12 protein-coding genes are annotated in these 13,329 nt (G+C 59.7%); 5 read left to right on the plus strand and 7 right to left on the minus strand.

Going from position 1 to position 13,329, the window contains the following annotated elements; translation table 11 throughout:
- The first annotated feature begins 152 nt into the window (after positions 1-152).
- Complete coding sequence (locus IPP95_08165; GenBank protein QQS71176.1) at positions 153-1,685, plus strand: SulP family inorganic anion transporter; 1,533 nt, start codon at positions 153-155, stop codon at positions 1,683-1,685.
- Here IPP95_08165 and IPP95_08170 read toward each other — a convergent pair.
- The 5 genes from IPP95_08170 to kbl form a co-directional block, all read right to left on the minus strand.
- Positions 1,655-3,370: a hypothetical protein gene (locus IPP95_08170; protein QQS71177.1), complete on the minus strand. Its 1,716-nt coding sequence runs from the start codon at positions 3,368-3,370 to the stop codon at positions 1,655-1,657. The two genes, IPP95_08165 and IPP95_08170, sit on opposite strands and share 31 nt — an antisense overlap.
- Positions 3,367-4,401: an HAD-IB family hydrolase gene (locus IPP95_08175; GenBank protein QQS71178.1), complete on the minus strand. Its 1,035-nt coding sequence runs from the start codon at positions 4,399-4,401 to the stop codon at positions 3,367-3,369. Before IPP95_08175 ends, IPP95_08170 begins: the two co-directional genes overlap by 4 nt.
- Entirely contained in the window at positions 4,398-6,500 is a 2,103-nt protein-coding gene (locus tag IPP95_08180) for an SDR family oxidoreductase (GenBank protein QQS71179.1), read from the minus strand. The genes IPP95_08175 and IPP95_08180 overlap by 4 nt, the downstream gene beginning before the upstream one ends.
- A complete protein-coding gene (locus IPP95_08185; protein ID QQS71180.1) occupies positions 6,490-7,365 on the minus strand; it encodes a decaprenyl-phosphate phosphoribosyltransferase in 876 nt (291 codons plus the stop codon). Before IPP95_08185 ends, IPP95_08180 begins: the two co-directional genes overlap by 11 nt.
- Positions 7,366-7,537: 172 nt before the next feature.
- Positions 7,538-8,752, minus strand: coding sequence for a glycine C-acetyltransferase (gene kbl, locus IPP95_08190; protein ID QQS71181.1), 1,215 nt, complete (start codon positions 8,750-8,752; stop codon positions 7,538-7,540).
- A 156-nt stretch (positions 8,753-8,908) separates the two neighbouring features.
- Here kbl and IPP95_08195 point away from each other — a divergent pair, with 156 nt between their 5' ends.
- Positions 8,909-9,829, plus strand: coding sequence for a CPBP family intramembrane metalloprotease (locus IPP95_08195; GenBank protein QQS71182.1), 921 nt, complete (start codon positions 8,909-8,911; stop codon positions 9,827-9,829).
- Here the strand turns inward: IPP95_08195 and gatC are convergent.
- Positions 9,793-10,089 (minus strand): Asp-tRNA(Asn)/Glu-tRNA(Gln) amidotransferase subunit GatC, encoded by a 297-nt coding sequence (gene gatC, locus IPP95_08200; GenBank protein ID QQS71183.1) that lies wholly within the window; start codon positions 10,087-10,089, stop codon positions 9,793-9,795. The genes IPP95_08195 and gatC overlap by 37 nt on opposite strands.
- Positions 10,086-10,904: a 1-acyl-sn-glycerol-3-phosphate acyltransferase gene (locus tag IPP95_08205; protein ID QQS71184.1), complete on the minus strand. Its 819-nt coding sequence runs from the start codon at positions 10,902-10,904 to the stop codon at positions 10,086-10,088. Before IPP95_08205 ends, gatC begins: the two co-directional genes overlap by 4 nt.
- Before the next feature lie 91 nt (positions 10,905-10,995).
- Here IPP95_08205 and trpS point away from each other — a divergent pair, with 91 nt between their 5' ends.
- The 3 genes from trpS (at position 10,996) to IPP95_08220 (ending at position 13,129) form a co-directional block, all read left to right on the plus strand.
- A complete protein-coding gene (trpS, locus tag IPP95_08210; GenBank protein ID QQS71185.1) occupies positions 10,996-11,976 on the plus strand; it encodes a tryptophan--tRNA ligase in 981 nt (326 codons plus the stop codon).
- 133 nt (positions 11,977-12,109) lie between these two features.
- Positions 12,110-12,265: a hypothetical protein gene (locus tag IPP95_08215; GenBank protein QQS71186.1), complete on the plus strand. Its 156-nt coding sequence runs from the start codon at positions 12,110-12,112 to the stop codon at positions 12,263-12,265.
- A 75-nt stretch (positions 12,266-12,340) separates the two neighbouring features.
- Positions 12,341-13,129 (plus strand): hypothetical protein, encoded by a 789-nt coding sequence (locus IPP95_08220; protein QQS71187.1) that lies wholly within the window; start codon positions 12,341-12,343, stop codon positions 13,127-13,129.
- The last annotated feature ends 200 nt before the right edge of the window (positions 13,130-13,329 follow it).

Below are 13,329 nucleotides of genomic sequence, written 5' to 3' on the forward strand. Positions count from 1 at the left end.
CGCGACCATGCCTACGGCAGGCTGGCACGCAAGCGCTGGCCGGTGGCGAATGGATCCCACAGAGCTCAGCCAAGCGCTTACTTTCGCCGCCCTTTTTCAGTTGGCGTTCATTTCCTGTTCTTCGGATCTGTGATGCTTTTGCAATATCATCCATGCGCCCCTACATCCGTCTCTTCGACTTCCAGCAGAAGGTGAATTACCGCACCGAGGTGCTTTCCGGCCTCACCGTGGCGCTGGCGTTGATCCCGGAGGCGGTGGCCTTCGCGTTGATCGCCGGCCTCTCGCCGCTCACCGGCCTGTACGCAGCCTTCGTGATGGGCCTGGTCACCAGCATCCTGGGTGGCAGGCCCGGCATGATCTCCGGGGCCACCGGCGCAGTGGCCGTTGTGATCGTGGCATTGGCGGCGAGGCATGGCGTGGAATACGTCTTCGCCGCCGTGGTGCTGGCGGGCGTACTGCAGATGCTCGCGGGACTGTTCAAGCTCGGAAAATTCATCCGGCTGGTACCGCAACCGGTGATGTACGGCTTTGTGAACGGCTTGGCGATCGTGATCTTCATGGCGCAACTCGCACAGTTCAAGACCATGGACGGTGCTTGGCTCGGCGGCTCCTCGATATGGGTAATGCTCGGACTTACCGCGCTCACCATGGGCATCATCTGGGGCCTTCCGAAGTTGACCCGGGCAGTGCCATCGTCCTTAGTTGCGATCGTAACGGTCGCGGCGCTGGTGATCGGCTTCGGCATCCACACGCGCTCCGTCGGCGACATCTCCTCCATCAGTGGCGCCTTCCCGCCTTTCCATATCGCCTCCGTGCCGTTCACATGGGAAACGTTGATGATCGTGCTTCCCTACGCGGTCATCGTCGCGGGCGTGGGCCTGATCGAAAGCCTGCTCACGTTGAACCTGATCGATGAGATCACCGGCACGCGCGGCCGCAGCAACAAGGAGTGCGTGGCTCAGGGCGCGGCCAACATGCTCAGCGGCTTCTTCAGCGGCATGGGCGGCTGCGCGATGATCGGCCAGAGCCTGATCAACATCAGCAGCGGTGCTCGGGCAAGGCTGAGCGGGATCACGGCATCGGTGATGCTCCTGGTGTTCGTGATGTTCGGCGCACCCTTGATCGAACGCCTGCCCATGGCGGCATTGGTTGGCGTAATGTTCATGGTGGCCATCGGCACCTTCGAGTGGACCAGCCTGCGCACTTTCGGCCGTATGCCGCGGCACGACGTCTTTGTGATGGTGACCGTGGCCGCCATCACCGTGGTGTTCCACAACCTTGCCGTCGCGGTACTGATCGGCGTGGTGATCTCCGCGCTGGTGTTCGCGTGGGAGAACGCCAAACGCATCCGCGCCCGCAAGCATGTGGACGAGCATGGCGTGAAGCACTATGCCATCTATGGGCCGCTCTTCTTCGGCAGCATACAAGCGTTCAATGAAAAATTCGATGTGCCGAACGACCCGGATGAGGTGGTGATCGACTTCGCCGAGAGCCGCGTGGCGGACATGAGCGCGATCGAGGCGCTGAACCGCATCACCGAGCGCTACCGTTCCGCAGGGAAGAAGGTCCACCTGCGCCACCTGAGCGATGACTGCAAGCAATTGTTGCGCAACGCCGGGGACGTGATCGACGTGAACATTGTAGAGGACCCGCGCTACAAAGTGGCGGTGGACCGGCTTGGTTGAGGTGACTTTTCCAGTAGATCCCGTCCGGCCCAGGACATTCTTATGGCGCTGTCGCCCCTGGCAAAGAGGACATAACCCTCAGTGCGTAAGACCGTTATCGGGAACCATTGCCCGCGCAGAGGCATCTTGACCTCATCGGCAGCGCGCACCAGCAAGTGCGTCACGTCGTACTTGGCCAACAAGGCGCCTTGATCGGCACGTTCCGTCCTCAGGCCGTCCATCATGGCATCCCGGTCCGCCACACGGGGAGGAAGGTCCACGTACGGGTTCGCCATGGTGCAGACCGTGGCCACGGCCTTACGCGCGGAAGGCATCAGGGGAAAGACGCTGAGGTCGTCGTCACACAGCACCACATCGTCCCATGCCAAGTCATCCTGCAGGCAATAGAACATGGCCACCAGGTCCGCGTCCTCACTGATCTTCAGGCTGAGCGCCCGCATACCATAGAGGTCCATGCGCCCTGAGTACCCGGGATAGACAATGGCGATGGGCAATACCCAGACCAGCATGGCGAACGCACGAGCACGTCCGGGGGCCATGGGTAATTTTTGTGCCATCCAAGCAATGGCCGCCCCAGCTTGCAGGACCAAGGCGGCCTTCATGTAGAAGAAGTAATGGAAGGACGGTGCGGTCCCCGGCAAATGGACACCTAGATACGCGTTCAGTATACTGACCAAATAGGCGTACAGGAACAGCGCCAGGCAGATCAGGAACCACCACAGTTCGATCCTGGGCCGGAGGATGCTCCTCCTCCACACTTCGTTCATCAGGAGTGCGACGCCGGCAAGCCCGGCGACCGTTACCCAGGTGATGTTGTAAAAGAGGAAGAGGCGTATGTGGTGCAGGGTGAGCAGCTCGTAGGTATAGAGGAACGGTGCCCGGTTGATCATTCGCATGCCGTAATCGCCGACGATATAGCGGAGCAGCGGTAGAGCGAACAGCATGAACATCACGGCAGCTCCCAGACTTAGACCCGAAACCCTCCGCACCTGTCGCCAATTCCCTTGGAGCAGAGGGATCCACAGAGCGTCCACCGTCAATATCGCGATGATCGCCACCAGGATCAAAGCGGGCGCAGCATGGGTCATGAAGATCACTCCCGACAGCGCCCCCATGCCCAGATATGCGGCCAATCGGCCGCCACGGAACGCCCTGTGGACGGCGATCAAGCCGAGGTAGAAGAAGCCCTGGACCAACGAGATGGGGATCAGCCAGGGTGTATAGGTGGGCACCGCCCATGCCGGCTCGTCACCGATCAGGAAGAACAGGTAGATCGCTGTGGCGGCCACAGCGGTCACGCCCCCCCGGAAGTACCACGCCATGATGAAGAAGCACACGGGTGCCAAGAGGTTCAACCAAGGACCTGCCTGAACGAGGAGTGTTTGCACCGGAAGACCGGTGACCTTGACCAACAGGGCCTCCAGCCCGAAGATCAGCGGTGTGTACCAAAGGTGTTCACCCTTGAACTGGGGGTCCTGTCCGTAGTGTCCCTCCAAGATGCTGTGGACATAGGAACCGTCGCGATAAAAATCCATCACGGGTCCCCATTCCAACCCATGTACGGCACGGAAGGCGGGAACTGCGGAAAGCACCAGCATGAAAAGCAGCATCAATATGGCCACGCTGCTCTCGGCCTTGCCTTGGCCTCCAAGCCTTTCGCTGATCCCTTTTGGCAGGTCGCTCATTCCATGCGCTTGAATGTGAGGACCTGGAACAGGCCCTTTCCCACCGGTGAGGCCACTTCCAGCACGGGTCCTCCCCAACCATGCACCCACCGCACCCGCCGGTCCCAAGCCGGATCGTCGAGCCGGAGTGCATGTACCTTTTCGTCCCAATGCCAAGGTCCTTCAAAACGGACGGTACCATCACTGTCCTCCAATCTCACTTGGTGGTGGGGCAGGAACCGGATCTCATCGGGCCAATCACCATGCCTTGGGAAAATTTCCGGCACGTACTCATAGTTTCCGGTGGCCTCCGCCTCCGTAATGGGCTTCGACGCCTTTGCGATAAGCAACGTCGCCACCAGCGCCAGCCCAAATGCCACAGCGACCAGACCCTTTGGACGGATGGACGCCTTTGCGGCACCTTCCTGTGCCAATAACGGCTCCGTCCTGTCATGGTCTATCTGGTGGAACGGTTTATACCGTGGGTTTGTGGCCAACGCCAGCATCGGCCGGTCCGAAGGCGTGTCGCCATAGGCGTAAATGTGTTCGTACCGTGCCGGGTCCAGGATCTTGCGCAAGCGACGCACTTTCTCCTCGCCATTGCAATTGGAGGTGGACAATTCACCGGTGTAGCGGCCGCCCCTCTCCTCCAGCCCGGTGGCGATCAGTTCCAATGCTTCCGCAGCGCACCACGGCACCAGCCAGACGTCACATGAAGCGCTGACAATGATGGTGCGATGGCCTTCCGCCACGTGCCAACGCAGGCATTCCATCGCCCCTTCACGGATCAAGACCGGCATTTTATCCTTGGCAAATCGTTCGGCGTCCCGTACCACATCGCCCGTTGCCACCCCCGCGAAAGCCGCCCTCATCAATCGCCTCTTGCCCGCGTCGGCAGGCAGTATGCGGATCCGCCCCAGCGCATGGACGACCGCTGCGGGTATCAGCATCCACAGGTACTTCCAAGGCCCCGATCGGGCCCGGATGAACGCCAGCATGGTGTCACCACGTGTTAAGGTGCCGTCCAGATCGAAGAGCGCCAGTGTGCTCACAGTTTGGTCCGTTTGAAGATGAACTCGGGCAGGTTGCGCACCACGGCCATCACGCAACGCCAGCGTCCCAACACGTACACCGTGTTCCGCTTGCGGCGCATCGCCTTGATGATGGCTGCAGCGGCCTGGTCGGCGGTGGCCGTCAACGGCGCGGGCAGGGGAAGGCCCTCGGTCATTCGCGTTCGCACAAAGCCCGGTTTTACCGTAAGCACCTGAACGCCCGACTTGAACAGGCGGTGGCGCAGTCCGCTGAGATAGGTCGTGAAGCCTGCCTTGGCGCTGCCATAGATGTAATTGCTCGCCCGCCCACGGTCGCCCGCCACGGAGGAAATGCCAACGACATGTCCTGTGCCACGGCCTTCAAGATCGGCCGCGGCAAGCTCCAGAATGCTCACCGCGCCGGCATAGTTCACCATGATGGACCGCAAGGCAAGCGCGGGGTCTTCTTGGGCTTTTATTTGGTCCGGCAGCTCACCGAAGGCGCATACCACCGACCCCGGTCTGGGGTCCAGGCCTTCGTAAAATGCGCGATGCCCCTCCGTCCGTGTGGCGTCGAACGCCAAAGGCACACACACGGCGCCGTGTTTTCGGCCGAGTTCTTCGGCCATGCCGCGCAGGCGGTCCATGTCTCGGCCGGCGAGGATCAGCATCCGGCCCTCGCGGGCGAACCGGTCGGCCATGGCGGCGGCGATGTCCGATGTGGCACCCAGGATCAGCACCGCTTTGGGATCGAAGTGGGGGGTTTCCATCTGGTTACTTTGCAAGGCCATGCGCTCGGCAAGGGAGGAGGTGAAGTGTCCCTGCCCCTCTTTGGCCACTGTACGCTGGAAACCGGATAGCCCGGCATAGGTAGCACGAAGTGTGCTGCCGGACATGCGGGCGTCCTTGGCCAAGTAGATCCGCCCGCCCGCTTCCGCTACCATCGCATCGATGCGGTCCAGCACGGCGAATACCCGCGCCGAACGCGGGATGTCCAACGCCAAAGTATAGCCTTCCATGGGGAAGCTCATGGGCGACCTGTCATTGCCGGGGCCAAAGCGCTTCAGCACTGCGAGAAAGCTGGCCACGCGCGCATTGGACAGCTCCTCGATGATCGTTCGCATGTGTGCCTCGCCCCCTTTCAGCGGGACCACTACTTGGTATTGCAGGAATCCCCGCCTGCCATAGATCCGGTTCCATTGGCCGACGGCATCAAGCGGATGGAAGTAGGGGCCGTAATGCACCATGCTTTCCCGCGCGCCGCTACCGTGCTTGCCATAGAACAGTTCGTTAAAGACCCGCACAGTTAAGTTCGAGAGCGCAAAAGCCGGGAAAAAAAAAGGTACGCCCACTTTTGCCTTTGAATGCACTTTTAATGGATCGCGCCGCAGCTTGGCGGGAAGGCGCTCCACGGGTTCGTGCTCCCCGAGCAGCAGGACGCCCCGTCCCAGCTTTTTGCCCCGGGCCAGCAGGTCGATCCAGGCCACGCTATAGGTTGCATCCGCGTGTTCCTCGAAAGCCGCGAAGAGGTCCGACAGGTTTTTGCACTTGATGCTGCGCTGGCGGATGTAGGCCGAGGTGATGCGCTTGAGGGCAATGGTGGCACTGACGATCATGCCCGTCAATCCCATCCCGCCGATCGTGGCCCAATACAATTCCCCGTTCCGCTCCGATGAGCAGATGACCATTTCACCATCGCCGGTGACGATGTGCATTTCCAGCACATGGGCGGAGAAACTTCCGTCGCAATGGTGGTTCTTGCCGTGTATGTCCGCCGCGATGGCCCCGCCCACGGTGATCAGCCGTGTGCCCGGCGAGACCGGAAGGAAAAAGCCCTCGGGCACGATCCGTAGCAGCAGCTCGTCCAACAACATGCCGGCGCCGCAGTTCACCGTGCCCCTGTCGGCGTCCAGTTCGAAGACGGGAGGCAGGGATCGCCCGTCCAACATGCGTGCGCCCAAGGAGGCGTCGCCATAACTGCGGCCGTTGCCGCGCGGGGTCCACTGGCCACCTTCCCGCAGCAGGGCCTGCACTTCCTCGGCGCTCTCCACCGCGTAGGAAGTGCTGGTGCGCACGGGATAATTGCCCCAATTGCTGAAACGTCCGTTCTCAATGTGCATAGATGATGATAGCGAATGAGATCAGCCAACCGCCGATCACCGCCTGCAATGGCCAGTCCTCAAGGACCAGTTGCGTGGGTGAACCGGTCCGATGCTTCACCAGCGCCAATTGCAGGTATCGCAGCATGCCCATGAGCACGAAGAAACCAGTGTAGTAAAGATAGGGGCTGCCGATGCGGGCCATTACTTCCGGGCTGACGGTGTACATGACATAAGCCACCAAGGTCACGGAGGCGATCAAGGACATGCTGCTGTTCACCATCTCCAGGTTATACCCTTGAATGTTCCGCCGGGTCCCGTTGCCGGCCACTGCGGCCACGATCACCTCGTCACGACGCTTGCCGAAGGCAATGAACAAGGCCAGAAGGAAGGTGAGGATCTCCAGCCACATACTGATCGGCACGTTCGCCATGGCGCCTCCCGCATGAATGCGAAAGAGGAAGCCCAAAGCGATGATCATCACGTCCAGGATCGCCCACCTCTTCAGGTACAGGCTGTAAGCCAGGTTCATCACACCATATCCCAAGGTGATCAGGCCGAACATCGGTTCCAACAGGTAGGCGCCTGCAAGACCCATGATGGCCACCACGCATGCGATCACGATCGCGGTGGAAGGTTTGATCAAGCCCGCTGCGATAGGGCGCTTGCACTTTCGAGGATGCAGTCTGTCCGCTTGCACGTCCCGCAGGTCGTTCACGATATAGATCCCGGAGGCTACCAAGGAAAATGCGGCCATGCCCAGGATCACACGTAGGAAGACGCCGGGTTCCAGGATATTCCCCGCGAAAAAGCCGGGAAGAAGCAGAAAGCCGTTCTTCACCCATTGCTTGGCGCGCAGAAGATCACGAAGAGTGCCCCATTTCATTTTTCACGGATCGAGCCGGGATACGGGCGAACAACGGGAATAGTTGCTTTTACCCAACGAGGAGGTGTTGAAGGTAGCATAAATGGCTTCCTAATGATAAAAATGCCCCGGCCGAGCCGGTGTCTCGGGCCAAGACCCGGCATAAAAGCCGTCATCTTACCTGAGGTCGGGCTCAGATCACCCCGAGTTCCTTCCCCACCTTTTCGAATGCGGCGAGCGCCTTATCGATGTGCGCGTCCGTTTGGGCCGCGTTCAATTGCACGCGGATTCGGGCGGTGTCTTTCGGGACCACGGGGAAGAAGAAGCCGATGACATAGATGCCCTCATCCAGCAGTTTGTCCGCCATCACTTGGCTGAGTTTGGCGTCGCCGAGCATCACGGGCACGATCGCCGCGCCGGAACCGCGGGTCTTGAACCCGAGCTTTTCAATGCCTGTGCGGAAGCGGTCCACGTTCTTCTCCAAGCGGTCGCGCAGATCGGTGGAACCGCTCAGCAGATCGATCACCTTGATGGACGCGCCGACAATGGCAGGTGTAAGTGAATTGCTGAAGAGATACGGACGCGAGCGTTGGCGCAGCATTTCGATGATCTCCTTCCGACCCGTGGTATAACCCCCCATGGCCCCGCCAAGCGCCTTGCCCAAGGTGCCCGTGATGATGTCCACGCGACCGGTGACACCACAATGCTCAACACTCCCGCGCCCCGTTTTGCCGATGAAGCCCGCCGCATGGCATTCGTCCACCATCACCAAGGCCTCATACTTGTCCGCTAGATCACAGATGCCTTTGAGGTCCGCGACAATGCCGTCCATGCTGAACACACCGTCAGTGACGATCACGATATGGCCGGCACCATCGGCACGGGCCATTTTCAGCTGCACTTCCAGGTCGGCCATGTCGTTGTTCGCATAACGGTAGCGCATGGCCTTGCACAGGCGCACCCCGTCGATGATGCTGGCGTGGTTCAGGGAATCGCTGATGATGGCGTCCTCCTGCCCCAGTAGTGGCTCGAACACGCCCCCGTTGGCATCAAAGCAGGCGGCGTAAAGTATTGTATCGTCGGTGCTGTGGTACTTGGCCAGCTTCTCCTCCAGTTCCTTGTGTATGTCCTGCGTACCGCAGATGAAGCGTACACTGCTCATGCCATAACCATGGGAATCCAATGTGTCGTGCGCCGCCTTCACCACCTCGGGGTCCGAGCTCAGACCGAGGTAATTGTTGGCGCAGAAGTTCAGCACTTTGCGGGAGTCCGCACCGGCCCCAGAGCCGGTGTTCACGGTGATCTCCGCGCCCTGCTCGCTGGTGATGATACGCTCACGCTTGTACAGGCCGGCCTCTTCGATGGCGGCCAGTTCCTTGATCAAATGGTCCTTCAGTTTTCCGTACATAGTGCTTTGGGTTATGGGCACCAAGAGGCAGCACCCCGTTGCGCAATGGCCGCGCGGCGAAGGTAATTCGTGGGTGGTGCGCGTCCGGCGCTTGTAACAAATGGTATTGACGAGCATCCGGCTTTCCCATTATCATTGCACCGCTTGATAAGGCTGATGCGCGCTTTCATCACCCGTTTCCCCGTGCTCTCGTTCACGGTACTGACGTTGGGCTACCAGTTCTTGATGGTTGGCTTCATGTCCTACAGGCTGCATGATGGCCTACGGATGGAGGACGACCCCGTGGCGCACATGGTGTTCCGCTTCCGAGTGTTCGGGCCGCTCGGTTTTGCCATGTTGATCTCCTATTACCTTCAAGGGTCGGACGGGCTGAAGACGCTTTTCGGCTCCTATTTCAGATGGAAGGCACCGACCCGGTTCTATGCGCTCGCAATCTCCTGGAAGTTCCTCTATTTCTACGCGGGGATCATCGTGATCACACTGCTCGGGCTTGCACCTTGGCCCGGTTGGGTCATCGAGGATTTTTTCGGCGGAACGAAGCAGGCGGCGATCAACCTGATGCACAATTTCGCCTTCATCGTCGGCATCGCATTCGTGGAGGAGACCGCCTGGATGAAGTTCTCCGTGACCCGCCTCCAAGGCCGCTTTTCCGCCTTGGCCTCCTGTGCCATCGTGGGTGTTTCATGGGGCTTGTGGTACCTGCCCATGCTGCTCTTGGGCGAAGGTGTCCCGGACGGTTTCCCCGTTCCGGTTTTCATGGCCAGCATGTTCTCGCTCACCATCCTGCTGGGCTGGATCTTCAACATGACGCGTAGCGGCACGACCCTGATGATCGCACAGATCGTGAGCAATTGCGCCTTCTTCATTGTTCCCGTGTTCCCCGCGAACGGCGGCCTGGACCCGATCTACATCAACGGCTTCGTGGTGGCCAACTGCATCGGGTCCGCACTGCTCGTGCTGATCTATGGCTGGCGCGAGCTGGGTACGCGGAAACGCGCGGTATGGGGCGAGGAACGATCGACGGCCCCCCTGCCAGTGCTTCAGCCGTTGCCCATCACCCGGGGCACCTTGAAGTAATCACTGTCCTTGAGCGGAGCGTTCCCGAGGGCTTCCTCCTTGGAGATCTCCAAGGCCGGCGTATCGGCACGCAATACATCCAGCTCCTCGTTCAGGAAGACCAGAGGCTCCACGCCCGTAGTGTCCACTTGGTTGAGGGCTTCCACAAAATCGATCACGCGCTGCATGTCGCCGAGCAAGGTGGCGCGGACGGCAGGGTCGCTCATGTCCAACCGTGCCAATTCGGCGATGCGGTCCAAGGTGGCTTCGTCGATCTTCATGATCCGGGATATTCCGCACGCAAAGGTGCCTCAATGATGTCGAACACGTGCCGGCGCAAGGCATCGATATCGGATACGGCCAGCCCCTTTGTGGGCACCGGTGGGTGGACCACCGCCCGCGCAATGCCCGGATGCCCCCTGCTCGACCACTTTTCAGGATCGCCCAGGAGCCGCCAATTATCAAGAAAGGTGATGGGCACGATGGGCACCTGCTTTTCAATGGCCAAGCGGAACGCTCCGTCCTTGAAGGTCTTCATGCGGGGCGAGCTCTGCGGTATGGTGGCCTCGGGGAAAATGCTAACGCTCACGCCAAGGTCGATGGCGCGTCCGGCCTTCATCAAGGCCCGCGCGGCTTCCGTGCGGCTGCCACGGTTCACCGCGATGTGCATGTCCTTGAAGAAGATATTGAACAAGGGCCACTTCAGGAGCTCATACTTCCCCATGAAAAGGAAATAGTCCGGTACCACATTGAAGGTATGGACGATGTCCAAATAACTGCTGTGATTGATACAGACGACGTACGGCGGCGGGGGCAACATGCCTTCCCGTTTCACGCGTATCGGCATCAGCATGAAAAAACCGAGGAAGCCGCCCCAGAAGCGCATCAACATAAAGGCCCGCGGATAACGCGATGGTTTGCGCAATAGGACCCGGAAAGGGATATAGAGCAGCACCAACGAGAGGGCGAACACGAGCATGAACCACAGCTTGAAGATCAGCCGGGGCAGGAGGAAGAGCCACTTCAGCAAGGGCCGCCGCAGGCGCTCGCCATCGGCCACCATGGGCCGGGATCGCTGTTCTTGGGAAAAGGACACGTTGAGGGCTGGCAAAAAGAAGGGCGAAGCTACCCTCTATATTCGTGCCCTCACCGTTGACATCCCCGTTTTGGGGTCGATCGTGGCCAACATGCGCGTTCTCACTGGAATACAAAGCACCGGGGTACCCCATCTGGGCAATCTTCTCGGAGCGATCCTGCCGGCCATCTCCATGGGCCGGTCGGCGGGCAATGATGCCTTCCTCTTCATCGCCGACATGCACTCCTTCACCGCGGTGCGGGACCCTCAGGTATTACGGGAGAACACATATGCCGTAGCTGCGGCCTGGTTGGCCTGCGGGCTGGACGTGGAGAACGTGACCTTCTACCGGCAAAGTGATGTGCCGGAGGTGACCGAGCTCACGTGGTACTTGGGGTGCCTCACACCCTACCCCATGCTGGCGAACGCCCACTCCTTCAAGGACAAGAGCGCCAATGTCAGCCAGGTGAACGCCGGGCTGTTCTACTATCCCGTGCTGATGGCAGCGGACATCCTGCTGTACGATACCAACATGGTGCCCGTGGGCAAAGACCAGAAACAGCACCTGGAGATCACCCGAGACATCGCCAGCACGTTCAACCGGGCGTATGGTGACGACACCTTCGTGATGCCGGAATCCCGGATCGACGAGCAGCTAATGACCGTTCCGGGCACCGACGGCCGGAAGATGAGCAAGAGCTACGGCAACACCATCAACATCTTCCTGCCTGAAAAAGAGCTGAAGAAACAGGTGATGGGGATCGTGACGGACAGCAAGGCCCTGGAGGATCCCAAGGACCCGGCTACGGACAATGTTTTTCAACTCTTCAAGATGGTGGCGGAGCCAGCGGACGTGGAGGCCATGCGTGAACAGTATTTGCGCGGCGGTTTTGGCTATGGTCACGCTAAAAAGGCACTATTGGAGGTGCTCCTCACAAGGTTTGTGAGCGAGCGCACCTCATTTCAAGAGCTAATGACGGACAAGGGACAGCTCGATGATCGATTGCGGATCGGGGCTGAAAAAGCACGGACCGTGGCCAATGCCACGTTGGATCGGGTGCGGATACGCGCAGGCTACGGATCAAAGGGATAAGGTGCTTTCACCGATCGTTGCACGGGTATTGTTGATAACACGCTCCGGCACTTGCCTGTAGTGCATGTAGCCCGGTTATTACATTGCACTGAACCCTCCGGATGCTTTTGTCCGGAACTAAAAACCCAATACCATGGCAGCAGCAGTTGAAGCCTATTGCGTGAAGTGCAAGGCAAAGCGCAACATGAAGGACGCCGAAGAAGTGACAATGGCGAACGGTCGCAGGGCCATGAAAGGCAAGTGCCCCGAGTGCGGCACGGGCATGTTCAAGATCTTGGGGAAGGCCTGATCATTCGGCGCCGCCCCTGGACCGGGGCGGCGCCAACCTTTCCTGCCAAAGCCCCATAGCCGCTTGCGATCCACCATGCACGGTATCGTTCTCGATCCCAAGCGCACCACGCGGACCCTGTTCACGGTGCTGGCCATCTTGGTGGCCCTCAGTCTGTTCACATCCTTCTGCCACCTCGTGCTGCATTGGCGCGTGGAGGCCTTGACCATGTTGGCGGACCTCGACACGGAGGCCAATTTGCCGACCCTTTATAACGTACTGCTCTTTTTCCTCGGTGCGGTGCTGTTCCTTTTGCATGGTCGCGAGGTCCCTGCAAAAGCCGCGCGCGGGTGGAAGACCATGGCCGGGGTGTTCCTCTTCCTTGGTGTTGACGAAGGATCGCAGATACATGAGAAGTTCATGCAATTCACCAAGCGCCTTCTTGCGGGTTCCGGAGGGAACACCTTGGGAGGATGGTTCCACTATGCCTGGGTGATCCCCTATGGACTGGCCGCCATCGTCTTGGCCGTGGTGCTCCTGCGTTGGATCATGGGCCTCTCGCCTTCGTTGCGGAAACGGCTCGTGGCAAGCGGCATCCTCTATGTTTTCGGGGCAGTGTTCATGGAAATGGCCGGTGGAAAGCTCATCGAAGGCCTTACCCCGGTCGATCCCGCCAATTACCCATGGATGCCCTGCCGCGTTTTCGGTGACGTGAGCGATTGCTGGATCTTCATGGACCCGCGCTACATCGCCATGTACACGGTGGAAGAAACCTGTGAAATGGCCGGATTGATCCTGTGCATCCGCGCATTGCTGATCGAACTGGCCGACCGCCGCAAGCAGCTTGTTCTGGCCATCTTGCCCACCGAAGAAGCAGCCCGCTGAACAGTGGGCTTGCAAAGCCCTGATGTCGCCTATACTGGTCCGGTCCGCATGAATTGCCTCGCTGCAATTGTGCAACGGGACCGTTCAAGCTTGATCGCGACGTGCGTGTTCAGTTCATCGCCAATGCGTAACCTTGAGAATGCCGTCTTTCGTTACATGGCCCCATTGTACGGGGCAGTTCTGAAAAAGGTAAACCGTCC

This window comes from Flavobacteriales bacterium (assembly GCA_016700415.1).
Lineage (GTDB): Bacteria > Bacteroidota > Bacteroidia > Flavobacteriales_F > PHOS-HE28 > PHOS-HE28.